This is a genomic window from Shewanella amazonensis SB2B, assembly GCF_000015245.1.
Lineage (GTDB): Bacteria > Pseudomonadota > Gammaproteobacteria > Enterobacterales > Shewanellaceae > Shewanella > Shewanella amazonensis.
Window position 1 is genome coordinate 2,756,359 of sequence record NC_008700.1, and the last position, 26,683, is coordinate 2,783,041.

Here is a 26,683-nt window from a genome sequence, read left to right on the forward strand (position 1 = left end):
TTTGCTCTGCACATGGGTGCATCAAGGCTCACTCAAGCCTGAACTAAACAAGTGTCTATAGGTTACCTGCTTAAGCGTAATAATCTATACCCGAGCTATAACTTGTTGTCTGATTTGCGCTTAATTGTAACTCTTCTGCTGGAAATTCATCCATGGTCACAAACTGGCTGCCTTCCGGGGTGTCCTGACGTCCGCGGCCTTCGCCTCGACGCTCATGGGATACCTGTCCATCGGTCAATTCCATCCCCTGCTGAGCCAACAGCTCTCTGAGTCTGGGCATGGCCTGCTCGACTACATCTTTGGTTTGCTGAGCGTTAACGTGGAACTGAACCTGGGTTTCATTACCCTGTACCTGAATGCGAACCATCATGGAGCCAAGTTCGGGTGGGTCGAGGCGGATTTCGGCCTGTTGTATGCCGTCTCTGACCATGGCAATAAGCTGGGTATGCATCACGGGAGCAAATCGGGCAACCATATCCGGTTGTGTCATGGGCCGCTCTTGAGCCGTACGCAGCGACATTGTCATGGCAGGTGTCTCATGGATGCGGCTGGTTTGCAGCGGGGATGGCGGCTTAATGTCGGCCACAGACTCTATTGAAGCCTGGCCCTTGGCATCTATGGCAGGCAGCTCCGCTTTAAGGTTGCTGTCTGCCGCACGGCCGGCGGCCTCCAATGATTTAACCGACAGAGCCTCTTTGACCGTATCCTGTTGTTCAGCGTTAACTTTGCTTGAGGCATCAGCGCTGACCTTGGTTAAAGCTTCAACACCAGCCTGCGGTGTTATTCCAGAAACGCCTTCATTACCAAAGTCGCCCAGTTCTTTCCCTGCCACAGCGTCAGGAGCGAGCCCCCGTGTAGCCTCCAATGCGCGGGTGAATGCCTGCCCGGCGTCACCCTTTTTTGTGTCCGTCTCGGCGCGGAAAGTCTCAGTTCTTGCAGCCTCAGTGGAACCGGCCATAGCCTTGCCAGTTACAGCAGCATTGTCCACCTCGGGATCACCGCCAACGCGCGCCATGGCCACATCCAACCCCCGCGTCTGTTCGGGAGCAAGATTGGCAGCCTTATTCAGCGCAGCCTCGGCTGAACTGCCCCCAAGCCTGATATCGGCTGGATGTTCTGACGGATTGTCAGCGGACACATTCTGCTGCACCGGCGCGCCAAGCAGAGTTTGCATCAACAACGCGACCTGATTTGCGGCGTCGTTATCTGTGTCAGCGCCCGGCGCATCTGCTTGCAGCAACAAAGCCAAGCCGTCTTTGAGGGAGGGATTGTCTGCCATCAGTGTATTAAATGCCGTTTCATCCAGTGCCATAAGCGCCGACAGAGACATGCCAAGCTCAGATGCAATTTGCTCTCTCTCACCCTCATCTGCCTGTTTCATCAGGTCGCTGAAACGTAAAAAAAGCGCGTCAGCGGCAATGTCCACGGATGCATCATCGATAACAACATCTGTCGCCACCGGCATTTCTGACGCTGCCGCTTCCGGCGGCAAAGCTTCGCCGCCTTTGACGGCAGCCTTATCGGCGGCAAATTGACGGGAAAATTGGATTTGGGCCAGTACGGAAGACACGCCATCGCCAGAGGCATCGCCATTGACCTCACCGCCTTGAGCCTGGGAGATGGCATCACCGGCGTTGTCGGAACTTGGGCCTTTGACCTGCACACTTTTGACGGAAGATTCTTCGTAAGCAACTGTTTTTGAAATGATAGAGTCAAAATCAACACCATCAGCCGAGATGGCGGATGATTCAGGATTGGCTGGACCGGCAGCAGCGCCAGCCGAACCCAAAAGCACATTGAGGATCTGTTGCATCAGTGGTTCTCCCGCATTGTCCAGGGCACGCCGTGCCATCAAAAACAACGCCGATTGGGACTAAGTCTATGAGTCTGACAGGATTCCAGCAAATGCCATGCCAATCGTTACAGCTACTCGGCTCCTGTTCGCATCCCGCCTCTTGCTTAGCCGAGCTAGTGTGAGCCTTTGCGAATAAATTGCTGCATGGCAAACTCGTCCAGCAATTTTTGCTCAAGTCTCGCCTCTTTGGCTTCCCGTTTGTCAGCCTTGTGTTTAAGCAGCAGCTCGACCGCTTTACGCTTTTGCTGCTTCTCCAGCCAGTGGCGGCGCCTGTGCTCCAACTGGGTTTCTGCGCCGGTCACACTTTGCACCTGTTGGCCTATCGCTTGGTCGATTTGCTTAATAAACCGATGAAACTGCTGATAGTAGCTGGCACTGATGTTCTTTCCTTCCTGGCCGGAAAGTTGACGCATATAGTCGAGTCGGTATTGATTGAGGGCGTCCAGTTGCTGCTTCAGGCGACCGAGTTCCAACTGCGCACTGCGAAGTTGCAGCGCCGCCTGCTCCTCGGCATCCTGTGCCAGTTTCAAAACAGTCAGCAGCGGATTGGGGCGCGCCATGGTTTAGCCCTTACATTGAGCGGCAATTTGGCCGAGCATGGTTTCACTGTCGGACAGACTGATGGCATCACGCATCCCCTGACGCAGAAAAGCATTCATGGCCGGCTGCAAGCGAATGGCATTGTCGATACGTGGGTCACTGCCGGCGGCATAGGCGCCGATGGAGATCAGATCGCGATTTTGCTGATAGAGAGAATACGTTTGTTTAACCCGCCGCATTGCCTCCAGGTGCGCCGGGCTGATGACCATGGGGGCGACCCGGCTGATGGAGGCTTCAATATCGATGGCGGGATAGTGACCTGAGTCAGCCAAGGTGCGTGAGAGCACTATGTGACCATCCAGGATGGCGCGGGCCGCATCGGCAATGGGGTCCTGCAAATCGTCCCCTTCGGTCAATACTGTGTAAAACGCGGTTATGGAACCCTGCCCAGGCCCACCGTTTCCGGCCCGCTCGACGAGCCTTGGCAGTTTGGCGAACACAGAAGGTGGATACCCCTTGGTTGCAGGAGGCTCTCCCACTGCCAGGGCAATCTCACGCTGCGCCTGAGCGTAACGGGTCAGACTATCCATAAGCAGCAGCACATTAAATCCCAAATCGCGGAAGTATTCGGCGATGCGGGTAGAGGTTTCACAGGCACGAAGGCGCATCAAAGGCGAGGTATCGGCGGGCGCCGCCACCACCACAGAACGCGCACGCCCTTCGGGCCCCAAAATCTCCTCAATAAACTCTTTCACTTCGCGGCCACGTTCGCCGACCAGCCCGACCACAATCACATCGGCCGTGGTGCCGCGGGTCATCATGCCAAGGAGCACCGACTTACCCACGCCCGAACCGGCAAACAGCCCCATGCGCTGCCCCTTACCGACAGTCAACATGGCATTGATGGCACGAATGCCCACATCAAGCGGCTCATGAATGGGTCTGCGTGCAAGTGGATTAATGGCAGGGCCATGACGGGGGGCAATGTCTGTGGTGCCTAAAGGACCCAGACCGTCGAGGGGCTCGCCACCGCCATCCAGCACACGGCCTAGCAGCGACATGCCCACGTGGATACCGGTTTGCTCACCCAATGGCCGGACTCTGGCACCGGGCAGCACGCCCTTTAACTCTTCAATGGGCATCAAATACAGCAGGTCTTCATCAAAACCGACCACTTCGGCAATAAGCTCTCCACCCATGGTGTCGATGGCACAGAGACTGCCGACGGGGGCACGGCAACCACTGGCTTCCAGCGTCAGCCCCACCACGCGCACGAGCTGACCTTCGGCTACCGGACGATTGACCGGTAAGGATTGCCGCAGCTGACGCAGGTTATTCAGTAGATGGTGGCGACGATTTATCATCCCCAGGCTCCTCTTCAGCCCCCTTCACCCCGTCCGCATGACCGGGCTCAGCGGCCGCGCCCTGAGCTTGTTGCTGCAATACCTGCGCTTCACGCTCCAGCGTTTCATGACGCTCTATCGGCGCCGCCAATACTGCCGCAATGCGGTTTTCCAGCCGCATATCCACCCGGGAACGCTGACTGTCGATCACCAGCTCGCCCTGCGCCAGAAGCGGGTCGCTTTCCAGTTGCCATTGCTTACGGGTGATTTCGTCGGGGCCATACAGGCTGCTGACCAGGGTAACGTCTTGCGGATTGAGCCGGATTTTAACTTGTTGCTCTTTCAATGGCAGGCAATCAACCCCTTCACGCAATGCTGCAAGTACGTGTTCGGGATGCGTTTTTAACTCGTGCTGCAGAATTTGCTTTGCCAACCCCATGGCGAGCGAAAGCAGTTCCTGCTCAATTTCGTTATCCAGTACCGCCATGGGGGCGGCGAACTGCTCAATCAGACCTTCAAAGCGGGCTATCATTCGGGCGGCATCTTCCAGTCCCTGTGCCATTCCCTGCTCATGGCCCTGACGCACACCTTCTTCGTGGCCTTCTTTCAAGCCCTGTAAGCGACCGGCCTCCAGCCCCTGAGCCAGCCCTTCCGCATGCCCTGCCGCCAGACCTTCCTGTTCGGCCTCGGCTCGTATCGCCTCTATTTCGGCCAACGTGGGCGGACGGATTTCCTCTTCTTCCTGAGGCACAAAGGTTTGCCCCGGACGCCTGCCCAGCAAGTTGGCAGGTTCCTCTTCCCGCGCAGAGGACATGTCAGGTAATCGCCAATGGGCGAATTCATCCTGCTCCTCACCGCGCAATAGGTTTTTAGGGCGTTTGCTGTCAGTCATCAGATGAACTCTTCACCGCCGCCACCACCGAGCATGATTTCACCGGCATCGGACAGGCGTCTTGCAATGGACAGAATTTCCTTCTGGGCCAATTCCACTTCACTGATACGGATTGGGCCCATGGCTTCGAGATCATCACGCAGCAGCTCTGCCGCGCGCTTGGACATATTGCCGAGGATCTTGTCTTTGAGCGGCTCGTCGGCGCCCTTGAGGGCCTTCATCAGCACATCCTGCTGCACTTCACGCAGCAAGGTTTGAATACCACGGTCGTCCACATCGATGAGGTTTTCGAATACAAACATGAGATCCTGAATTTGCTGCGCCATTTCTTCGTCGGTTTCGCGCATGGTTTCCATGAGCTGGCTTTCGATGGCGGTATCCAGGTAGTTCATGATGTTGGCGGCCGCCTTCAGGCCACCCATCTTGGCCGCCTGAGCACCACCCTGACCGGCAAATTGCTTCTCCATGATATCGTTCAGTTCCTGCAGGGCCGCAGGCTGTACTTCCTCAAGATTGGCAATCCGCATCAAGAGGTCAAGACGGGTGTTTTCCGGGAACTGAGAGAAAATCTCAGCAGCCTGATCCGGCTCGAGATAGGAGAGCACGATGGTTTGAATTTGCGGGTGTTCGTTCTGGATAATGGTGGCTACCTGACGGGCGTCCATCCACTTGAGTGAATCCAGGCCCTTGGCACCGCTGCCCATGATGATTTGTTCAATCAGGTTGCCAGCCTTGTCTTCACCCAAGGCCGCCGTCAGCGCCTTACGGACAAATTCTTCGCTGTTAAAGCCGATGGAGGAGAATTTCTGAATGTCATCCAGAAATTGCTTGTGTACCGCGATGACTTTTTCCTGACCAAAGTCTTCCAGTGCGGCCATGGCCATACCCACTTTTTGCACCTGCTTGGGCTCCAGGTGCTTGAGGATAGAGGCCGCGTCGGCCTCACTCAGACTCAGCAGCAGGATGGCCGTTTTTTCAACGCCGCTTAAATTGCTGACTTTGAAACCGGATTCGGATTTTTCTTTATTTTCAGCCATTGTCCTGTTGCAACCAATTTTTCACGACTTGAGTGGAAAGCTCAGGTTCGTTGGCAACCAGAGCGCGGATAGCCTTAATCATATCATCATCTTTGTGCAGATTCGGGATGAGAATCGAACCATCATCCGCATAGCTGTACTCAGCATCGCTGGCATTGAGCATGCCCAAAGTGTCTGCGGCGAACTGATCTTCAATCTCAGCCAGTTCATGACCCAGGCGGCCATCGTCAGGCATATCGACCTTGTCGGTGAGCAGCAGTTTCTTCAGCAGTGGCCGCACGACAAAGAGAATGAGCACCAGGATGGCCAGAGAGCCGGATGCCAGTTTCATGGCCTTCCAGAACCAGGGTTGCTCCCACATAGGCAACTCTGGCACTTCCTCAACAAGCTGATCCATAAAGGGAACAGTGACGACTTCTATGCTGTCACCGCGTTGACCGCTGAACCCCACAGCGCCCTCAAGCAGACGGCGAATATTGGCAAGCTCGGCCTCGGTGCGGGCTACACGATTCACCTGACCTTCGGTATTGGCTTCACCGGTTTTATAGTCCACCGCCACAGATACACTTACCCGGCGCACCACGCCAATCTGTTGACGGGTATGGCTGATGGTGGTGTCCAGCTCGTAGTTACGGGTCGCTTCACGGTGTGAATTTCCGTTGGCCTGGGCCTTATCCTGCGCTTCCTGCAGGGTTTGAGGAATGTTTGACTCCATCGGCGGCTGATTCGAGAGCGCACCGGGGATCCCCATGTTGGCTTCACCGCTGGTTTGGGTTTCCAGGGTCATTTCGCTGCGCACCGCAGGCAGATCCGGGTTGAAACGCTTGGACGTTTGTTCCACGGCAGTAAAGTCCATGGTCACATCCACCTGGGAGGTGTAATTTTCCGGGCCCAAAATGGGCATCAGTATGGCATCAACCTTGGCACGGTATTCGGCTTCTTTTTGTTTGACGAGCTCGAGTTCACGGCGGGCACGGGCAGAAGCGCCGTCCTGGCTGCCGGAGTTCAGCAAACGACCGTTGGAATCGGTTACCGTCACCCGGGTAGGCTCGAGTCCCTGTACGGCGGACGCCACTATATCGACTATGGCATCCACTTCTTCCTGCCCCAGACCGCCACGACGACTGGTGACGACCACAGTGGCACTGGCCTTGGATTGGTTACGGGCAAACACGTTTTCTTTGGGCAGCGCCAGGATCACCTTGGCACGGCTGACGCTTTTCAGCTCTTCGATGGTGCGGGCGAGGTTTTGCTCCTGGCTGTGCTTGAGTCGGGCCTGCTCCAGACGCTGGCTTACGCCAAAGCCCATGTCCTGACTCAGAAAATCCTGATTGGTGGTACTGGCAGCATCCACACCGTTACGGCTCAAAAGCAGCCGGATGTCTTGATACTTATCTTCCGGGACTCGCAGCACATCAAAATCCACCTGATAGGGAATTTTGTTTTTATCGAGCACATCCAGCACCTGGATCATTTCCTGGGCTTCAAACTTACCCAATGGACGGTATTCAGGCTCCTGTGCCCACATCATCACAAACACCGCCAATGCCAGACAGATGGCAAGGGCCAGGATCATGGTGACCTGTCTGAGCATATCGGCGCTGCCGAGGTTACCCAGCACCCCGGATTTATTTTCCTGTTGTACACCGCTCATGCCGCTGTCGGTGCTGACAATCATATCTGTGCTCACGTTCAGTATCCTTCAGTGGCCGCTTTAAACGGGCATGCTCATGATTTCTTTGTAGGCTTCGACAAGCTTGTTGCGCACCTGCACAGTGGCCTCAAAGGCAACACTGGCCTTTTCGCGGGCGATTACTGTATCGGACAGGGTCACGCGGGTATCGCCCATGTCCAGTCGGGTGGCCAGGCTGGAGGAGCTTTGCTGCAGTTCGTTTACGTGTCCTACTGCGTTGGCGAGCAGACTGGCGAAATCAGCGCCGCTGGTGTTGCCGACCTGGCGAAGCGGCTGAGGCTCGATACCCATAGATGGACTGAGTTCGCCCTGGAGTTTCTGCATTTCCTGCATGAATGAAGATGGACCTATTTGCATATGCTGCTCCCTTCGCCATGAAATTGACGGGATAAATCGCTGATATTGGGGTACTGCAAAAGCCTTGCCAATAAACTAAAAAAGCAGGCTAAGCCTGCTTTTTGTGATGTTCTTGCCCAAATATCAGGCAGGTAGCTGAATACCCATTTCCCGCATACGGGCCATCTTGTACCTCAGGGTCCTGGCACTGATCCCCAGACGCTCAGCCACCAGTTTGCGACTGCCGCGGCACTGGCTCAGGGTCTCAAGGATTATCACATGCTCCTGGGCCTTGAGCTCATCTCCCAATCCTTCGGGCTCGGCCTTGACGGCTGTCTCTTCCTGAGTGATTTGAGTAACGTCCATGGCGTCGATAATGATGTCCTGCACGCCTATCTTAACGCCGGCGGACAGGATCAACGCCCGCTGCACCACATTATCGAGTTCTCTGACATTCCCCGGCCAGCGATGTGCCAGTAATCTGCGACAGGCCGCTTCGTCAAATTCGGGTACTTCTGTGCCCAGACGCTCTGCATGGCGTGCCAGCAAATGCCGCGCAAGTGGCAAAATGTCTTTCGGACGCTGGTTCAGAGCCGGCCAGGTCAGTGGGAATACGTTGATACGGTAATAAAGATCTTCACGGAAATCCCCCCGCTCCGCCATAGCCTTGAGCTCACGGTTGGAGGTGGCAAGCACACGCACATCCAGCTTAATAGTTTTACGGCCACCGAGACGCTCAACTTCCCGCTCCTGCAATACCCGCAACAACTTGGCCTGTAATCCCAGATCCATTTCGGAGATTTCATCCAGCAGCAGGGTGCCTCCCTGAGCCTGCTCGAATTTTCCGGGGCAGGCCTGATAGGCACCGGTGAAGGCGCCCTTTTCATAGCCGAACAGTGTGGCTTCGAGCATATTTTCCGGAATGGCAGCGCAGTTGATGGCCACGAAGGGGCCATCTGAGCGCAAACTTTGCTTATGGATATAGCGGGCCAGCACTTCCTTACCCGAACCAGAAGGCCCGAGGATCATCACAGACGCCTCGGATTTGGCTACCCGTCCGGCAAGGGCAAGCAGCGCCTGACTGCGCTCATCGGCCACCACGGGTGCGCCCGTATCGGCTTGCGCGGGCATGTAGCGACTGACCTGGTTAAGCAGTACTTCGGGTGAAAACGGCTTGGCAAGATAATCCACCGCACCAAGTTTGATGGCACTCACGGCACTGTCTATGGTGGCGAAGGCCGTCATCAGCAATAACGGGACCTTGGGATGATACTGCCGCAAATAGGCCAAAAGCCCCATGCCGCCGATGCCTTCCATTTGCACATCGCTGATGACCATGTCAAAACGTGATTCTTTCAACGCAAGAATGGCTTCTTCAGCGCTGGGAAGCGCCACACAGTCAAACTGCGCCAGCATCAGGGTGTCGAGCAGCGCCTCACGCAGAGACGCATCGTCCTCGACAAGTAGCAGTCTGCCTTCAGGCATGGCTAACCTCCTTTACTGAATCTTCTGAAATCACGGGGAATTTAAGCATGACACTACAGCCACGGTTGGCAGCACATTGCATTTTGAGCTCACCACCATGGTTACGCACGACTGTCTGTACCACGGCTAAACCGAGGCCTGTACCCTGTGCCTTGGTCGTAAAAAAGGGTTCCATCACCCGCTGCTCACTGCCGGACTCCAATCCTTTACCATCGTCCACCACAGCCAGAACCAAACGACCGTCCTGTATGCTGCCATGGAGCAGTATATGGTGGGCGCCTGCTTCGAGGCTGTTCATCAAAAGATTATTAATGGCCGAGCTCAGTGCGCTCTGGGAGGCCGCCATCATGGCGCCAAGGGTTTCATCCTGAAACCGTACTGCACAGCCTTTATCGGTGGCGATGGGCTCACAGGTTGCCAGCACAGGGGCAATGATGTCTGCCAGTGGCATGGAAGACATGGGCGCTTCCACTTTGCCCCTTGCCATCAACAACATATCGTTCACCTGTCGCTCCAGCTCATTCAGCCTGTCCACCAACTTCTGTTGGAAACGACTGCGGGAGTCCTGGTTGAGTTTGGGACTGGCAAGGTTTGCTGCGTAAAGCAGTGCAGCCGACAGGGGAGTTCGGATTTGATGTGCCAGGGTAGCCACCATTTTGCCAAGGGCCGACAGACGCTGCAGATGAGCAAGGTTACGCTGCAATAGGCGGGTTTCTGTGAGATCGGTCAGCAAAATCAGCTGTCCGGGTTCCAGTGGCGTAATGGCCAGCTTGACTCTGCGGCCATTCTTCAGCGATACCTCATGGCCATCGTCATCCTGAGGCGAAAAGGCTCTGGCGATGACACTGAGCCAGCGCTCACCTTCCAAAGGCCGGTCCAGCAGCTGAACCGCAACGGGATTTGCCAGCGTGACTATGCCATCGGCATTCAGTATCACCACGCCAGAGGGCATGGCCTCCAGGATTTGCGCCATTTGCTCGGCAGATGCAACGCCGCTGGACTTCACCTCTTGAAGGCGAGCCCGTACCGGAAAGTCGGCTATCTTGGCTAAAGCTTTGGTGGCCATGGAAACCCCGTCAAAATTACGTTATTGACGGGGTTAATGCAGGGACTGTGCCAGAGTAGAAATTTAGAGAATTGGGTGGGACCTGAGTAAAATTAATCTTTACTCATCCCGTACTTACGCATTTTTTCAACCAGAGTGGTTCTGCGGATCCCGAGCATTTCAGCTGCGCGGGCAACGACGTTATCCTGTTGCTCCAACGCCTGACGTATCATGTCGATTTCAAGCTCGGCCAACAAATCTTTAAGATTTACCCCTTCCGGAGGCAATTCGCTGGGGAAGCGGGTTTCCGGAATTTCCACCGGCTCATCATCATTAAAGATAGACGCCAGCGCATCGCGCTCCAACATCTCTTCACTGACTTCGACACAGTACTCGGGGACGTCGATGTGGCGATATTTAACGGGTAGATCGTTCACATCAACCAAACCGCCCGGATACAGGATAGTGAGTCGCTCAACCAGGTTGGAGAGTTCACGTACGTTGCCGGACCAGTCATGTTCCTTGAGAGACTCAATGGCGCGTTGGGTGAAACGCACTTTACCACGGCCTTCGTTAAAGACCCGGCTGACAAGCTCCTGAAGTAGCAGCGGAATATCTTCACAGCGCTCAGACAGCGACGGCATTTCTATGGGGAACACATTGAGACGATAGAAAAGATCCTCACGGAACTCATTATTTTCTATCATGTTCTCAAGGTTTCTGTGGGTCGCTGCCACCACACGGACATTGGCTTGAATGGGTTTGCTGCCACCAACGCGTTCAAATACGCGCTCCTGCAACACACGTAGCAGTTTTACCTGCATGGCCAGGGGCATATCACCAATTTCATCCAGAAACAGGGTACCACCTTCAGCCAGCTCAAAACGGCCTTTACGGGAGCTGATTGCTCCGGTAAAAGAGCCCTTCTCATGACCAAAGAGTTCACTCTCAAGCAGTTCAGGCGGAATGGCACCACAATTGACAGGAATAAAAGGACCGTCGCGACGCTCCGACAGGTAGTGAATATTGCGAGCAACCACTTCCTTGCCAGTACCAGACTGCCCCAGCACCAACACAGTCGCATCCGATGGCGCAACCTGACTGATAAGATGACGCACGTTGACTATGCCTTCACTGCGACCAACGAGGCTGCGGAATAACTTGGTCTGGTTACCGCTGGTAGGCACGTCCGGACGCCTCTGCTGGCCAAAGACCTGACAGAAGTGCAGCAATTCGGTGAGTTGGGGATAATTGAACGGCTCTTCAACGCTACCGATGAGATTTGCGCTGAGATCATCAGTTGCGCCAAGCAGTAAAATTGGCTGCCAAGGTATTTTGGTAGCAAACACTTTTACCTGCTCCAAAGGCAGGGATTCAAGGTCAACAATCAGTGCCCGAAAACGGGTTTCCTTGACGGCTTGTTCCAGACCACTTGGGTCCAGGGTCTCTAGTTGTTCACCTAAAAACTCAAGAATGCAGGAAAGACGACCGATACGTTCGGTCTGGTTTCCTACAAGCAAAATTCTCTGGTCTGTCTGCATCATTCAGTTGGCCGTAACGCTCGAATATCTAACGAATCGCATTAATTATTGGTGTTCGTTGCTCACAGGGCGTCAATGCTGTTACTCCGGGAAAACTGCCGGTCATTCACACCATGTCGAATATTGTATTATCGGCAGTCGAGAAGCAAGTCTCTGCTTTACAATAAACTCTTTTGCTTCTGATTCTAGACCAATTTTCCCGCGCTTCCGACCCTTTTGGTCAATTCTCTGGCTAATGTCAAAAAAGGCGCATTCACAGCGCCTTTTTATTGGGGAGATTTATGTGCAAAAATCAAACAGCTTCATCGTGGGAAGTGATGTTATGTTGATCTGCGGGGATGGCATCCCAACCTTCTTTCAAGGTGCGCAGCAACCCCATCACGTCATCGATAGCCTGAGGATCGTTATTAAGGTTTGCCTCGCTGATTTTGCGCAGCATAAAGTCGTAGAGGTCACCCAGGTTTTGGGCTATTTCACCACCCGCCTCCATATTCAGGCTATTAGATAAACCGGTAATAATACCTATGGCCTTATTGATGAAAATGCCTTTATTGGTTAAGTCATTTTGCTCAATTGCATAACGACTCTGGGCCAAGCGCTCCAGGGCGCCTGCAAACATCATCTGAATGATACGGTGGGGGGACGCGACGGCAATTTCACTTTCCAGTGATACCTTGCGATAAGATTGCAGTGACCCTCTCATATGTACCTACCTATTTGCATCGATTGTTCTGTAAACATTGAGTTGGCGTTTACTTTTACTGCCGGCATGCAATAACTGCTGCCTGTGATCCCTGAGAGCCGTGGCCTTGGCTAAAAACTCCTGACTAAGTCGCAACTCCTTATTCAGAAAGTAACGATCTTCGTCTTCTTGGCCAGCTTCCGTCTTTTGCAATAAAAATTGACGCTTGAGAATCATCTCTTGCAATTGTGATACCAAGTCATCAGCACTTTCATCTTCAGCTGTGGTTTTCTCCAGCTTTTCAAACAATAAAATTAAATCTTTATTGAGTGCTTCCAGTTCGTGCATATCGTTCTCCCGTTGGCGCTCTACTCAGTTTAGCCTTTTACCACGCCTGGGAGCGAGTTCAGTCTGTCAATCAGGCCTGTGGTTTGCTGGTTGAGGCTAGCAACCACCAAATCCATCGCATTAAACTGTTTAAACAACCGTGTTTGCAATGCATCCATCTTGCGTGTGAAGGCTTCCCGCTGATCATCAAGACGTTGCTTTTCACTGTTGTACGTATCGTTGCGGGTACTGATTACACCGCCCGCCTTGGTGTAGGTGCTGGCAAGATCGGAAAGACGATTTGCAAGGCCAGTATTTGTGGTAGAAAACAAACCTTCCAGCGAGCTCATGTCTTCTGAAATAGCCTTATCCAGCTTGGCGCTGTCAATTTCCAGCTTGCCATAGCGGTCGGTCTTGATACCCATATCGTAAAGGGCGACTGTTTCACCATTAACATCGACCCGTTCGCTGATCATCTTACGCAGCTGGGACTCCAGGGAACGAATCATGGAATCACCCTGCAGAGCGGCAGCTTTTTTCTTGTCTGCATCGTAGGAGGACAGCTTGTTGATTGAATCTAAGAGCGCGTTATAGGCGTCAACGAAGCCTGTAACGTTTGCCTTCACCGCCTCGTCGTCCTGAGAGATAGTCAGGGTACCTACTTCACCAATGTCGGCCTTGGTCAACTCCAAAGTCACACCCGTGATGGCGCCTTTCACCTCATTGCTGCCTGAGGTGATTTTTTGATTATCAACGTAAAAAATGGCATCTTGGGCAGGTTGCAGCTCAGACAAACTGGCACCATTAAACATGTCATTTAGACCTGTGCCAGTGGTATCAGTGGCTATCACGCTAACCTGATTGGCTGTGCCTGTTGCTTCCGAAGAAAATACCAAGCGACTGCCCGCATCACTGGTGATGACGGTCGCAATCACGCCTTTATTGTCACTGGCATCATTAATTTTTTTGGCAATGGCATTTAAATCGTCGGCAGCGTCAACATCAACGCCAAAGCTTTCACCATTCACAGTGAAATCAAGACGCCCTTCCCCCACTGTATCGGTTGCTGCTGAGGTATTGGTACCTGCGACCTTATGGGAAAAAGCCAGTTGCTCAACTTTGATTGAATAGGTGCCACTTTGGGCAAATTTGTCAGCCGTCGCTTTAAAAAAGAGACTGTCACCGGTCGTCACTTTACGAATACTGAGTTCACTGCCCTTTTGCAGCTTTTTCAGGGCATCCTGGAATTTGGCCAGTTCGCTCTTTAAGGTACCTATGGCAGAAACCTTGGCATTGATGGTGTCCTCTGTTCGGTTGAACAGAGCTTCCTTGGGCGCTTTCTCTGCGTTAACAATGGCCGAAACCATGTCATTGATGGGCAGATTAGAGCCAATTCCGGTTGCAGTTAATGCCATATCGACCTCGTATTACGTATGCACCTCAAGCCTCTGTTTTCATCAGAAGCCCAGTGACTTCTGACAATTTTTGGGCAATTTTAAGTGCTTCTTCACTGGGGATCTGTCTGATGACGTCTCCCGATGCTATATCAAGCACACTGACCACAGGTTGCCCGGAGGACTCATCCACCCGAAACTCCAACCCCTTTTGCATCATAGACATCATACTTGACATCTCTTCTGCGACGGCAGCCAGTTGCTCTTTTTCAGCTTCAACCTGTTGCTTCTCTTCCTCTGCCTTGGCGTTCGCCTGGCCGGCATCTACCGGCTGGGCAAGATCTGCGCGATTAAGCTCCGCATCCTTAGGTGCCAAAGGTTTGACAGGCGTTGCAACGAGCTCAGCCCGCTGATGTTGCTGTGGCGCTGTGGCGCCAGCCAATGCAATATCCATACCTCACCTCATACCTTCCCAGCCACACATCTCGAACAAATCGGGATTTCGTGACTGATTTCCAGATATGGCAAAGGGAGATCCGTTGCCGAACCTCCCTCCACCGTGCTTCAATCCCTGAGAAATTACAGCAGAGACAGGGCGATTTGAGGCAACTGGTTGGCCTGGGCCAGCATGGCAGATCCAGTCTGCTGCAGTACCTGATTCTTGGTCATGGTAGAGGTTTCTTTGGCGAAGTCCACATCCACGATACGGCTCTTGGCGTCAGCAACGTTGGCCTGGGTGTTGGCACTGTTGCTGATGTTGTGAGCCAGACGGTTCTGGATAGCACCGAGTGAAGCGCGCTGAGTGTCAATGCTCTTGATAGCAGCGTCGATTTTGAGCATTGCAGTGCTACGACCACCAGATGTAGTCACATCCAAGGCTCCAACAGACAAGGTGCCAGCGTTGTTGGTCTTCACAGTAACAGTAACATCTTCAGCATTCTGGTGACCAACCTGGAACTTCTTGCCATTTGAGAATCCGCCGGTCATTAGTTTGGTGTCACCGAAAGCTGTGGTGTTACCGATGGCGGTGATTTCCAGCGCCAGCTGGTCCATCTCATTTTTCAGAGAGGTTAAGTCATCTGCACTGTTGGCACCGTTCTCTGCCTGAATAGACAGGTCACGCATACGCTGCAGCATGTTGGTCTGCTCCTGCATCGCACCTTCGGCAATCTGGGCGATGGAGATAGCATCGTTGGCGTTACGCATACCCACTTCCAAACCACGAACCTGGCTGTTCAGACGGTTGGAGATGGCAAGACCTGCGGCGTCATCTTTGGCACTGTTAATGCGCAGACCGGAAGACAGACGCTCCATGGAGGTTGCCAGATCACGGTTAGACAAGGTCAGGTTCTTTTGCGCCTTCATTGAAGTGACGTTGGTGTTTACTGTAATGGCCATGATCGATTCCTCTTGGTTACCTGGCTCAGGACTAGCCTGTCTTGTTCAGCCAGGCGGTCATACTCGTTACAGTATATTTAGCGGCAGCGTCTTTTTATCCTTTAGGGCTTTTTTGAAAAATTCTGACTTTTTTTTAATTCTTTTTATAACTCAAATATTTGCTTTATAAAAAAACAGAGCGGCTAGCCTGGCCAGTGGCAAAAAGTTGCCGCCTGGCAGGCATCGCCGCGTACTGATGCCCGTCAAATATCAGCCGAGCAGGGACAAGGCAACCTGGGGCAATTGGTTGGCTTGCGCCAGCATGGCAGAGCCAGTCTGCTGCAGTACCTGATTTTTGGTCATGGCAGAGGTTTCTTTGGCGAAATCCACATCCACGATACGGCTCTTGGCATCGGCAACGTTGGCCTGGGTGTTAGCGCTGTTGCTGATATTGTGAGCCAGACGGTTTTGTACCGCACCGAGAGCGGCGCGCTGTGTATCGATTTTCTTGATTGCATTATCAATCTTCAGCAATGAAGAGTTACGACCAGCAGAAGTAAGTACAGTTACAGCATTCACTGACAATGAAGTGGCATTGTTTGTGTTTACAGTGATAGTAACGTCCTCACCTTCCTGGTGCCCCACCTGGAACTTTTTGCCAGCGGAGAAATCACCGGTCATCAGCTTGGTGTTACCAAAGGCGGTGGAGTTACCAATAGCGGTAATCTCGGTGATCAGCTGAGTGATTTCATCCTGAATCGCCTGCAGGTCATCGGCACTGTTGGCACCGTTTTCGGCCTGGATTGACAGGTCACGCATACGCTGGAGCATGTTGGTTTGCTCTTGCATCGCACCTTCAGCAATCTGGGCAATGGAAATACCATCGTTGGCATTACGCATGCCCACTTCAAGTCCGCGCACCTGGCTGTTCAGACGGTTAGAAATTGCCAGACCAGCGGCGTCGTCTTTCGCGCTGTTGATGCGCAAACCGGATGACAGACGCTCCATGGAAGTCGCCAACTGACCACTGGACATGTTCAGGTTCTTTTGGGCCTTCATGGAGGTCACATTGGTATTAACAGTAATAGCCATGTTGAGTTCCTCTTCCTAGTGTTACCGCCAAGGCTTGGAGCTTGGCTAAATTAGTTAACAAAATTGCTTCCAGTGAGTGGCTGTGCCTGTCGCTACAAGTAGTCGAACAAAGACACAGAACCAACTCTGCTAAACACATTGGAGACTGCGTTCAATGCAAGCTGCTGCTTTTCAAATTCCGTAATCGCCGTTGCGTAATCCAGATCTTCCAGCAATGACAGCGCCGAGGTATTGACGACCTGCTCTTCTGCGTGTCGTCCGGCGTAACTCTCAAGACTCTTGAGGTTATTACCTGCCACGCTTCTGGCGGTGCTGAGCTGATTCAATCCGCTGTCAGTGTCATTCAAGAGCTGTGCCAACTCTGCGATACCAGCGGGAGAATTCATGCGACTATCGTCTTCTATCAGGGCGATAGCCTTATTAATGGTGTCGAAAATGCTGACTTCAGCCTGAGGAGCCAGGGAAATACTGTCGCCAGCGGCTGGTGTGCCTTCCAGCTTGACGTCTATTCCGTTGAAACTAACAGGATTGGTGGCATCAAAGTTGTTCACTGTGGTGACCAGCCCATTGGCACTGTCACGCACTTCCAGGTTTACGCCGCCTGAACCATTATCAATAAAATTAAAGGTATAAGTGTCTTCCACATGAGCTGCTGGGTTGGTTATCGCAGCGCTTTGAACCTTAAAATCACCTGCCTGGCTCGACAAATAATTGACGGTATAATCGCCAAGTGCGTTGGGCGACGTCATAAACGCCATATCGCCGGGCACATTGGTGCCCATGGCGATGCCACGGGAAATCATGGCGTCACGCACGCCGGCATCACCGCTATAAACCATGTTGCCGGCACCGTCGAAGGCAAAGGGTTCTGTGTCTGTTTTAAAACCGGAGAACATAAAGTTGCCGGACTCATCCCGGGTGTTTGCCACATTCAGCAATTCCTGCAGGCTGCCACGCATCTCATCGGCAATCATTTGCCGCTCGGAGGGCGAAAGGCCACCATTTACCCCGCGCAGAATTTGTTCTCGTAAACCGGTAACCAACTCCTCGGCGCTGCCAAGCTTACTCTCGGCAATGCCTAAATGATTTTTGGCGTAGTCGATGTTCTTCAGAAATTGATCCACCAGCGCCTGCTGCTGGTTGAGATTGTCGATACCCAAGGCCGCCACAGGGTCGTCACCCGAGGTATTCACCTTCTTGCCACTGGACAGCTGTTCGAGCAGCTTCGCGGTCTCTGTCTGCTTTTGCAGTATGTTATTGGTGTTCTGGGTAAACATTTGCGAGGTAGAAATACGCATCACTCAATCCTCTTAACGCACCGACGCAAACAGGGTGTCAAAGATTTGCTGGGCCGTGGTCATAATGCGTGCCGACGCCTGGTATGACTGTTGGAACCTGAGCAAATTGGCCGCTTCTTCATCCAGGTTGACCCCGGAAACTTCCTGAACCCGCCCATAGGCCTGCTGGTAAATGGCTTCGGCAGATCCCAAACGCACTTCGGCAGCCTTGGTGCCTGAGCCAATTTGCTGTTTGGTTTTTTCGAACACATCAATGAGGGTCGACTTGCCGCCGTTCATCAGCTTGGTGTCGGCCAACTGTGCCATGGCCAGCGCATTGGAGTTGTCGCCTTCACCGTAGCTCAAATCAAAGGTAAAACTGTCAGTGGCAGCCCCAATGGACTCCACCTCAAAGGTAAAGCCAAAAGCACTGATAGAAGGCGGCGTGTAGGCCACACCAGCCGCAAGCACTGTGCCGTCAGCAGCGGTCACATCATAGGTATTGGCGCCAGTATTCAGGGTAAAAGTCAGCTCGCTGCCGGTAACCGGGAAGTTGGCTGCCAGACGATTGTCGATACTGGTAACTGTAACCTTGGTGTTACCCGAATTGGTTGCATCGGCAGTAATTTTTGGCGCTGCTGCGGCAATGGCTTTGGGATCTGTCATGACCACCGACATCTGCGCAGCTGCCCCTGATGTCGGCCGGATAAGAAATCTGTCACCGTCGGCAAAAGCACCGGCGCCGATGTTGATATTAAAACCAGCGCCACCGGTGAGGGTGGAACCACTTAAGGTCAGTGGCGTCACATCGCCTGTGAGGGTATCGGTTAATTCATAGGTGCCGGGAGCTGTGTATTTGAGCTCGTATGCTCCCCCCGAAAGTGCTCCCACATCTTCTATTGATACGCTGAGGGACGCAGTACCCGTATTGCTCCCATACTGGCCAACACGGCTCTGGGCGATGAGCGGGTCGTTGATATCGATGAAAATATTGCTACCAACCTGACCATTCATGTCGAATCCGGCCTTCTGCGCCTCATTAAAGGCATTGGCAATACCCAGCGACAACTGCCCCAGTTCATTTTCAGCCGGAATAAGGGTTTTATCCCTGAATTCATACAAGGCCGAGAGCTGTCCGCCCAGCTTGGACGGGTCGACAACCAGCGTGGAAGAGCCTGTCGTCGCGGTGAGCCTGAGTTCATCTGAGTAGGGGTCACCCTGGGCCGTCCCCATGCTCATAGCCACTTCCGCTGACACCAGCATCACAGCGCCGCCCAGCATGATGCTTTTGGCACCGTTTTCCAGCGGTATCACATTCACCTGAGCGTATTCACTCAGCTCCATGATCAACGCATCCTGCTTGTCCAGTAGCTGCATGTCTTCGCCCATGGTTTTCATCAGCTCACGATTGATATTGGCAAGCTCAGTGCTGATTTCATTGACGCGGGTCGTGATGGCATCAATCTGCTCATGGGTTTGCTTCATCTGCCCTTCAAGCTGACGTTGCATCTCGTTGATGGCGCTGGCCATCTGCTGAGCAGAACCCAGCACACCGCCACGGATGCCGAGATCCGATGGCAAATCTGCCAGGCTGTTGATGTTTTTGAACATATCGTTAAGCGACTGGGGAATAGCCTTGCCTATCTGGGAAAACAGCTGATCGAGTTCACTCATCTTGGTGTGACTGACTTCGGCTGCACCTTTTGCGGTTTGGCCGATGCGCAGCTCGCGGGCAGCATATTCGTTGTACACCCGTTTGACACTGGACACATAGGTTCCCGTGCCATAGAAACTGTTGCCGGAGCGTTGTGACAGGTGAGTGGCCTGAGTGGCAACCTGGCGGTTATAGCCTTCGGTATTGACATTGGCAATGTTGTTACTGGTCACCCCGAGCTGTGCCTGAGATGCCAGTACCCCGGTCCGGGCGATGTTCAATAAATCTATGCTCATTTCTTTCTCCGCCTGTCAGGGTCAGTTGCCAAGGGCCATGGCCTTGATTTCAGACGTTACCGCCTGCATTACCCGCATCACCTTGTCGGCATATTGAGGGTCTGTGGCATACCCGGCATTTTGTAACCCCTGCACAAAGGATGCAGGCCTCGCCGCTTGTTTCAGGGCATCACCGTAGCGCTCGCCGCTTTTCAGGAAATCGACAAAATCGTTGAAGCTCTGCTCCAGGGTGTCGTAAACCCGGAAGTCAGCTCGTTGCCGTACCGCAACGCCCTGCTCAAATTCCAGGGTATTGACTGCCGCTTTTTCCCCTTCCCAGCGCTTGTCGGCTTTGATGTTGAACAGGTTATTGCTCATGCTGCCATCCGTCCGTCTTACCAGCTTCTGGCCCCAACCGGTTTCCAGTGCCGATTGGGCAATCAACACCTCGGGCTTGGTACCCAGACGCTTGGCAGCTTCGCTCGCCAGTGGCATCAGGGCACGAATAAAGTCCTGACGGCTCTCAAAATTCGGATTGTCCCGCTCACTTTCAATCTGCTGACTGGGCGTTTGTTTCCCGGCGAGCAATTGGTCGAATATAGGTGCTGCGGCGCTGGAAGCAGGAGCCGATGCGGCTGTTGGTGCATCCAGAACCGGGGCTTCATGGAACCCCATGTTTAGGGACATATCGCTGTGCCGCTCGACAGGTTGACGTTCAGCCATCTGAGGCGTTTCAATCCCTTCGAGTGATGCCTTTGCCTCAGCGTCCTTGCCACGGCGCAGCATCATGGGGACCTCCCCCAGATCAAAGCGCTTATCGCCGCCCAGTACTGATGACGGTGTTATCGGGCTGTCCTTGGGAGACAGCTGTTGCACCATCAAATCCACCAGCCCCAGCATGCCTTTTTGGGACATGTCGACGGCCATTTGCTGATCGCGCATTTCTTCATAAAACTTGGTGTACTGGCTGTTGAAGGGACTATCGGATTCAAATACGGCATTGGCATCACGCATGCTTTTCATCAGCATCTGCACAAAAATCCCCTCGAATTGCTTGGCAACTTCCCGCAGGGCTGCCTTGTTATCGGCCTTGGCCTGGGCTCTTAATTTGTCCAGGCCACCGATGTCGAGGAAATGTGAGGCGTTTGAAAGCTTTTCCATGGTGAGTTGCCAATTTTCCGACAAGAATCAAATGACGATAAGCTCACCATGCAAGGCGCCTGCCATTTTTAACGCCTCAAGGATCGCAAGCACATCTGAAGGTGCAGCACCAACCAAATTCACGGCCCTGACCAATTCATCCAAGCTGGTTCCCGGATTAAACAGGAACATACGGCTATTGGCCTGAGACGCATCTATGGTGCTTTGGTTGGTTACCACGGTATCGCCACCGGCAAGAGCATTGGGTTGGGACACCTGCTGATTTTCAGCAATGGTCACTGTCAGACCACCATGGGTCACAGCTGCTGGTAATAACTTCACATTCTGACCAACGACTATGGTGCCGGTGCGCGAGTTGACAATCACCTTGGCCGACTCATCCGCAGGCTCAACTTCGACGTTCTCCAGTGTCGCGAGAAACGACACCCGCTGTGAGGCATCCCGTGGGGCATACACCTGAACCGAGGCTGCATCGAGTGCGCGAGCCATTTCCGGCCCCAACAAATCGTTAATGGCATCGGCCATCCGCTTGGCGGTAGAGAAGTCGGCTCGGTGCAGGTTAAAGGTAAGGAAGTCTCCATGGGCAAAAGCAGACGGCACGGCCCGTTCCACCAGAGCGCCGTTGGGGATACGGCCCACTGTTGGGGTATTCTGAATAACCTTGGATCCATCAAGCCCTTCGGCACTGAAACCGGACACCACCATGCTGCCCTGCGCAATGGCGTAGATGTTGCCATCCACCCCTTTAAGGAAGGTTTGCAGCAGAGTTCCACCACGCAGACTCTTGGCCTCGCCTATGCTGGACACTGTGACATCCAGCGTCTGGCCGGGTTTGATGAAAGGTGGCATATCGGCATGCACTGCCACTACGGCCACGTTTTTAATCTTGGGCTTTACGTTGGTCGGCAAATTAATGCCGAAGTTTTTCAGCATGGTGGTAAAAGTTTGCTCTGTGTAATTTGCCTTTTCACCCGTGCCCGGCAAACCCACCACCAATCCATAACCAATCAATTGGTTACTGCGCACACCCTGAACGGCGGCGATATCTTTAATGCGCTCGGCTTTAACCGGCACTGTCATGGCCAGCAAGGCCACGGCAAGCAGAACCTTGATTTTCATGTCCAAGCTCCTTTAAAAGGGCCACCAATCGCTGAGGAAGAACTGACTGAGCCAGCCCACCTGCTGCGAGTTGGCAAAGGTGCCAGTGCCACTGTATTGAATTCGCGCATTGGCGACCCGGGTAGATACAACCGTGTTGTCGGTGGTGATGTCCTGAGGGCGGATAACCCCGGTGACCCGAATAAACTCGTCACCGTTGTTGATGCTTATCCACTTTTCTCCGCGAATAACCAGGTTGCCATTGGCCAGCACCTGAAGCACATGGGCAGAGATATTGCCCCTGAGACTGTTGCTCTGATCGGCGTCAGCCTCACGCTTGGTGTTCATGCTGTCGGAATACCCCAGACTCAGCGGATTACCACTGATGGTGACCGGGCCGCCGAGCGCCTGAATGGCATCCATGTTGAGGTCTGAACCCTTTTTGATTTCGTTGTTGGCACTCTTGGTTGCCTGGGTCGACTCTGTCAGCACCACGGTAATGATGTCCCCTACCCTGTGGGCGCGAATATCCGTGTACAAACTTGCCGCCTGTGAGTCGAGGAAAATAGAGCCCGTAGGTTCCAATGCGACCGGAGGCTCTTCAGGCACCACAGGGGCATAGTAGGGATCGTCCGGAATAGGTTTGTGTTCGGTACTGGCACATCCTGCGAGCACCAAGAGCGAACCAACCATAAGGTATCTGAGCATAACCATCGCCTCTTACAGATTCTGGTTAACGTAGGCCAGCATCTGATCCACTGCTGAAATCACCTTGGAGTTCATTTCATAGATGCGCTGACTTTCGATGAGATTGACCAGCTCCTCGGTCACATTCACGTTGGAGGTTTCAAGTGCCCCCTGACGAATCGCCCCCATACCATCCAGTGAGGCTGTGCCCTGAATGGGCGTGCCGCTGGCACCGGTTTCCAGGTACAGGTTCTGACCTATAGGGTCGAGGCCGGAGGGATTGATAAAGTCAGACAGGGTCAGCTGCCCCACGATCTGGCTTTCTGCGGCACCCGGGGTTTTTACAGACACTTCGCCTTCGGCAGACACAGTGATACTGGTGGCGTTATCGGGAATGGTGATGGCTGGCTGAAGCACATAACCAGAGCCAGGCGTCACTATCTGACCGGTATCGTCCAGCGAGAACTGACCGTTACGGGTATAAGCTGTGGTGCCATCGGGTAACTGGATTTCAAAAAAGCCCGGGCCTTCAATCATCATGTCCAGCGCATTATCCGTGGTCAGCATGTTGCCCTGGGTAAACATCTTTTGAGTTGCCACCACCTTGGTGCCGGCGCCTATATTCAGGCCATTGGGTAACTTGGTGTTGGACGCGCTGATACCGCCTGCCTGATTCACAGTTTGATAGAGTAAATCTTCAAACACGGCGCGGCTTTTTTTGTAGCCGACGGTACTGGCGTTGGCGACGTTGTTGGATATCACGGCGATATCCGTTTGCTGAGCATCTAAGCCAGTTTTACTTATCCATAATGCGGGATGCATAATCCTGTCTCCTTAGCCAATACGTACGAGTTGGGCAGAAGCTTTATCGTTCTCTTCTGCGGTTTTCATCATTTTTACCTGCAGCTCAAACTGCCGCTGGATATCAATCAGGGCCACCATCTCTTCGACGGGGTTGACGTTACTGCCTTCCACTGCACGGCTCTCCAGAGCCACGGTTTCATCCTGTGGCGCAGTCGTTCCGTTCATCATCCGAAACAGTCCATCGTCACCGCGCATCAGGTTTTGATTGCCTGGATTGACCAGCTTTATCCGCGCCACTTCTTCCACCACTTCGGCAGTAGCCCCCTGAGGCCGTACCGTGATAGTGCCGTCCTGGGCAATTTCCACCTTGTCGATGGGCAGCGGCAGAACGATTGGGCCAGCATCGCCCATCACAGGACGCCCCTGTGAATTGGTCAGCAAACCGGTTTCGTCAAATTTCAGGCTACCGGCACGGGTATAGGCCTCGTTGCCATCGGCATCTTCCACCGCAATCCAGCCATCACCTTTCACGGCCACATCCAGATCCCGAGCAGTGCTGTTAATGGGACCGTGACGGAAACTGGCCTGGGGATTTTCGGTCATGGCGAATACCCGCGTGGGCAATCCCTCTCCAAAGGCTTGCATGGAGCGGGATTGCTCCAAATCGGCCTTGAAGCCATCGGTGTTGGCGTTGGCCAGGTTGTTGGCCCGAATGGAAAGCGAATTGAGATTCTGCTTGGCACCACTCATGGCGATATAGAGAAATTTGTCCACGCTGGGCTCCGTCAAAGATCTAGCATGCACTCACTAAAGCAAACTGCATGCCAATTAACCAAGAGCGTGTCCTGCAAGGGCGGGGAAGGCAGAGATAAGAAGGATAAGGAGGACGTAAACAGGCAAAAAATTGCCGCCCGAAGGCGGCAACCAAGGAGAGAAAATCTTAACGGATCTGCAGAATGGTCTGCTGCAGCGTGTTATTCACTTCCAATGTACGGCTGTTGGCCTGGAAGTTACGCTGCGCTGAAATCAGGTCCACCAGCTCTGTGGTCAAATCCACGTTAGATTGTTCCAGCGCCGCCGAACGAATAGCGCCAAAAGTACCACTGTTGGCTTCACCGGCAAGGGCCGTACCCGAGGCCAGGCTTTCTTTCCAGGAAGTGTTACCCACCTGGGTCAATCCCTGCTCGTTGGCGAAACGCACCAAAGCAACGCGGCCAAGGGGCACTGTACTGCCATTGCTGTAGGCGGCTTTAATCAGGCCATCTTCACCTACTTCCACGTTGGTCAGGCGGCCCACAGTGGTACCATCCTGAGTCAGCTCGGTTACTTCAAAAGCAGAAGCGTACTGAGTCGGGTTGGCAAAGTTGATGGTCAATGTTTGGCTACCATCGGCGCCGGGTCCAAGAATACCGGCACCACCAATCCCCAGAGGTTCTGTGGTGATTATGGCTGGGTTGGTGCCTGTATAAGTACCTGTGCTGTTAAAGGTCAGCACAGAACCAGTCCAGCCACCGGTAGTTTGCGCGGTTGCAGGTGTGTCTGGGACGCCATCACCGTCAGTATCCGTCTGGTAAGTACCTGCGCCACCACCCAGATTCACAGGCTGACCATCGAGTGCATAGTAAGCCACCCAGTTGTTTTCCCCTGTGTAGGCACCATCGTTTGGCCGTACAAAGTAGGTGGTCAAAATGTGTGGCTCACCCAGGGAGTCATAAATGGTCGACGAGGTAGAGTTGTTGAAGGTGGTTGGATCATCCGGATCAAAAGCCGCAGGGTCTTTGGTCTTTTCACCGGCGTTCAGGTTCATCTGAACCCCCACATTCTCAGTCATCACTGGGCTACCGGCAGTGTCAGGAATTTGAACCGGACGAGTGGTGGTCAAACTCACTGAGGTAGAGTTCCCGAATTTGTCCACCGGGAAGGTTTGCAGGAAGTTGCCTGCGGAATCCACCAAGTAGTTGTTACTGTCTACCTTAAAAGCGCCGGCACGGGTAAAGCTGTAATCACGGGCCGAAGGGTCGGCGGAGGTCACAAAGAAACCGCCGCCGCTAATGGCCAAATCCAGCGCGTTGCTGGTGAATTGCAAACTGCCCTGATGGAACTGCTGTGCCACCTGGGTAGTGGTTACACCGCCACCCACCTGGGTTTTGCTGTTGGAAAATATCGACGCAGCATACACATCGGCAAACTCAGCACGTGACTCTTTAAAGCCCGTGGTGTTGACGTTGGCGATGTTGTTGGCTGTGGTGTTCAAATCTTTCTGGGCGGCAGCAATGCCACTGAGTGCGATATTGAAAGACATAAGTCAGTTACCTCTTTAGTCTGGTTTTCTGGATCAGCTCTCAGCCACAGCCAGAACATCCGATAGTTTAATGCCGCCAATGCCACGCAAATTCAGAATGGCGCCTGTTGCTGCTGTCCCAAGCGACACGCTGGTCACGTGGGCATAAGTTGAAACCGGTAATTCCTCGGCCTTGCCATCGACCCGGCCACTGGCCTTGATGGTGTAAGTACCATCGGCAACGGGCTTGCCTTCCGCATCGAGGCCATCCCAATTCACATCGATGTTGCCGCCGTCACTGCCATCCACACTGAAGGTTTTCACCAACTGCCCCTTGTCATCTTCAATGCGCACCATGATTGTCTCGATGGGCTTGGAGGTGCTGATGACACCCTTTAGGTTGGGCTCTTCAGCAGATACATGGCCAGACGCCGATGGGATCAATACCTTCTGCCCAACCAGCCCTGATGCCTGCAGTGCCTGGCTGGAGGTCATCACGGTATTCAGATTCACAATGTGATCGTTCAGATTGGCGATACCGTCCACGGTAGAGAATGACGCCATCTGGGCAATCATCTGGTCGTTTTCCACCGGCTTGAACGGATCCTGCATCGACAACTGCTGCGACAAGAGGGCGAAAAAATCCTCTTGAGTCAATTCCTGCTTTTTAGCCTCTGGCACTGCCTCTTTGGTCTGCAACCTGACACTGTCCAGAAAGGGATTTCCCGTGCTCTGGGTTGACTGGGCCGCCGATGCCTGACTGATAGAGTTAAGAAAACTCACGGCTTACCTCCTTAGCGCCACATC

General features: G+C 53.4%; 25 protein-coding genes. All 25 read right to left on the reverse strand.

The features are described from left to right. Positions 1-70: 70 nt before the first annotated feature. Positions 71-1,813, reverse strand: a complete 1,743-nt coding sequence (locus SAMA_RS12000) for a flagellar hook-length control protein FliK (protein ID WP_198134280.1) — start codon at positions 1,811-1,813, stop codon at positions 71-73. 155 nt (positions 1,814-1,968) lie between these two features. Further along, the gene (gene fliJ / locus SAMA_RS12005) at positions 1,969-2,415 is read right to left on the reverse strand and encodes a flagellar export protein FliJ (RefSeq protein ID WP_011760406.1); all 447 of its coding nucleotides are present in this window, start codon (positions 2,413-2,415) and stop codon (positions 1,969-1,971) included. 3 nt (positions 2,416-2,418) lie between these two features. Beyond that, positions 2,419-3,759 carry a flagellar protein export ATPase FliI gene (gene fliI / locus SAMA_RS12010; RefSeq protein ID WP_011760407.1) on the reverse strand — a complete coding sequence of 447 codons (1,341 nt, stop codon included), beginning with the start codon at positions 3,757-3,759 and terminating at the stop codon, positions 2,419-2,421. Next, positions 3,728-4,630 (reverse strand): flagellar assembly protein FliH, encoded by a 903-nt coding sequence (gene fliH, locus SAMA_RS12015; RefSeq protein ID WP_011760408.1) that lies wholly within the window; start codon positions 4,628-4,630, stop codon positions 3,728-3,730. Before fliH ends, fliI begins: the two co-directional genes overlap by 32 nt. Continuing rightward, positions 4,630-5,667 (reverse strand): flagellar motor switch protein FliG, encoded by a 1,038-nt coding sequence (gene fliG, locus SAMA_RS12020; RefSeq protein ID WP_011760409.1) that lies wholly within the window; start codon positions 5,665-5,667, stop codon positions 4,630-4,632. The genes fliH and fliG overlap by 1 nt, the downstream gene beginning before the upstream one ends. Continuing rightward, positions 5,660-7,345, reverse strand: coding sequence for a flagellar basal-body MS-ring/collar protein FliF (fliF, locus tag SAMA_RS12025; RefSeq protein ID WP_041410389.1), 1,686 nt, complete (start codon positions 7,343-7,345; stop codon positions 5,660-5,662). The genes fliG and fliF overlap by 8 nt, the downstream gene beginning before the upstream one ends. Positions 7,346-7,381: 36 nt before the next feature. Continuing rightward, the gene (gene fliE, locus SAMA_RS12030; protein WP_011760411.1) at positions 7,382-7,717 is read right to left on the reverse strand and encodes a flagellar hook-basal body complex protein FliE; all 336 of its coding nucleotides are present in this window, start codon (positions 7,715-7,717) and stop codon (positions 7,382-7,384) included. Between the two features lie 123 nt (positions 7,718-7,840). Beyond that, the gene (locus SAMA_RS12035; RefSeq protein WP_011760412.1) at positions 7,841-9,181 is read right to left on the reverse strand and encodes a sigma-54-dependent transcriptional regulator; all 1,341 of its coding nucleotides are present in this window, start codon (positions 9,179-9,181) and stop codon (positions 7,841-7,843) included. Next, positions 9,174-10,247, reverse strand: a complete 1,074-nt coding sequence (locus SAMA_RS12040) for a sensor histidine kinase (protein WP_011760413.1) — start codon at positions 10,245-10,247, stop codon at positions 9,174-9,176. Before SAMA_RS12040 ends, SAMA_RS12035 begins: the two co-directional genes overlap by 8 nt. Before the next feature lie 92 nt (positions 10,248-10,339). Continuing rightward, complete coding sequence (locus tag SAMA_RS12045) at positions 10,340-11,770, reverse strand: sigma-54 interaction domain-containing protein (RefSeq protein ID WP_011760414.1); 1,431 nt, start codon at positions 11,768-11,770, stop codon at positions 10,340-10,342. 289 nt (positions 11,771-12,059) lie between these two features. Beyond that, positions 12,060-12,470 (reverse strand): flagellar export chaperone FliS, encoded by a 411-nt coding sequence (gene fliS, locus SAMA_RS12050; protein ID WP_011760415.1) that lies wholly within the window; start codon positions 12,468-12,470, stop codon positions 12,060-12,062. Between the two features lie 6 nt (positions 12,471-12,476). Next, on the reverse strand, positions 12,477-12,797 hold the full coding sequence (locus tag SAMA_RS12055) for a magnesium transporter CorA family protein (protein ID WP_011760416.1): 321 nt from the start codon (positions 12,795-12,797) through the stop codon (positions 12,477-12,479). Positions 12,798-12,826: 29 nt separating this feature from the next. Continuing rightward, positions 12,827-14,191: a flagellar filament capping protein FliD gene (fliD, locus tag SAMA_RS12060; protein WP_011760417.1), complete on the reverse strand. Its 1,365-nt coding sequence runs from the start codon at positions 14,189-14,191 to the stop codon at positions 12,827-12,829. A 25-nt stretch (positions 14,192-14,216) separates the two neighbouring features. Next, the gene (locus SAMA_RS12065) at positions 14,217-14,624 is read right to left on the reverse strand and encodes a flagellar protein FlaG (protein ID WP_011760418.1); all 408 of its coding nucleotides are present in this window, start codon (positions 14,622-14,624) and stop codon (positions 14,217-14,219) included. A gap of 125 nt (positions 14,625-14,749) precedes the next feature. After that, entirely contained in the window at positions 14,750-15,568 is an 819-nt protein-coding gene (locus SAMA_RS12070; RefSeq protein ID WP_011760419.1) for a flagellin N-terminal helical domain-containing protein, read from the reverse strand. A 249-nt stretch (positions 15,569-15,817) separates the two neighbouring features. Beyond that, on the reverse strand, positions 15,818-16,639 hold the full coding sequence (locus tag SAMA_RS12075; RefSeq protein ID WP_011760420.1) for a flagellin N-terminal helical domain-containing protein: 822 nt from the start codon (positions 16,637-16,639) through the stop codon (positions 15,818-15,820). 92 nt (positions 16,640-16,731) lie between these two features. Then, the gene (gene flgL / locus SAMA_RS12080) at positions 16,732-17,937 is read right to left on the reverse strand and encodes a flagellar hook-associated protein FlgL (protein ID WP_011760421.1); all 1,206 of its coding nucleotides are present in this window, start codon (positions 17,935-17,937) and stop codon (positions 16,732-16,734) included. A gap of 12 nt (positions 17,938-17,949) precedes the next feature. Beyond that, entirely contained in the window at positions 17,950-19,866 is a 1,917-nt protein-coding gene (gene flgK, locus SAMA_RS12085) for a flagellar hook-associated protein FlgK (RefSeq protein WP_011760422.1), read from the reverse strand. A gap of 21 nt (positions 19,867-19,887) precedes the next feature. After that, positions 19,888-21,006, reverse strand: a complete 1,119-nt coding sequence (flgJ, locus tag SAMA_RS12090; RefSeq protein ID WP_011760423.1) for a flagellar assembly peptidoglycan hydrolase FlgJ — start codon at positions 21,004-21,006, stop codon at positions 19,888-19,890. A gap of 27 nt (positions 21,007-21,033) precedes the next feature. Next, complete coding sequence (locus SAMA_RS12095; protein WP_011760424.1) at positions 21,034-22,125, reverse strand: flagellar basal body P-ring protein FlgI; 1,092 nt, start codon at positions 22,123-22,125, stop codon at positions 21,034-21,036. A 12-nt stretch (positions 22,126-22,137) separates the two neighbouring features. Next, positions 22,138-22,812, reverse strand: a complete 675-nt coding sequence (flgH, locus tag SAMA_RS12100) for a flagellar basal body L-ring protein FlgH (protein ID WP_011760425.1) — start codon at positions 22,810-22,812, stop codon at positions 22,138-22,140. 12 nt (positions 22,813-22,824) lie between these two features. Next, entirely contained in the window at positions 22,825-23,613 is a 789-nt protein-coding gene (flgG, locus tag SAMA_RS12105) for a flagellar basal-body rod protein FlgG (RefSeq protein ID WP_011760426.1), read from the reverse strand. A 12-nt stretch (positions 23,614-23,625) separates the two neighbouring features. Next, positions 23,626-24,369, reverse strand: a complete 744-nt coding sequence (gene flgF / locus SAMA_RS12110; protein ID WP_011760427.1) for a flagellar basal-body rod protein FlgF — start codon at positions 24,367-24,369, stop codon at positions 23,626-23,628. 166 nt (positions 24,370-24,535) lie between these two features. Next, a complete protein-coding gene (flgE, locus tag SAMA_RS12115) occupies positions 24,536-25,897 on the reverse strand; it encodes a flagellar hook protein FlgE (RefSeq protein WP_011760428.1) in 1,362 nt (453 codons plus the stop codon). Positions 25,898-25,930: 33 nt separating this feature from the next. Beyond that, entirely contained in the window at positions 25,931-26,659 is a 729-nt protein-coding gene (gene flgD, locus SAMA_RS12120; RefSeq protein ID WP_011760429.1) for a flagellar hook assembly protein FlgD, read from the reverse strand. Positions 26,660-26,683 lie beyond the last annotated feature (24 nt).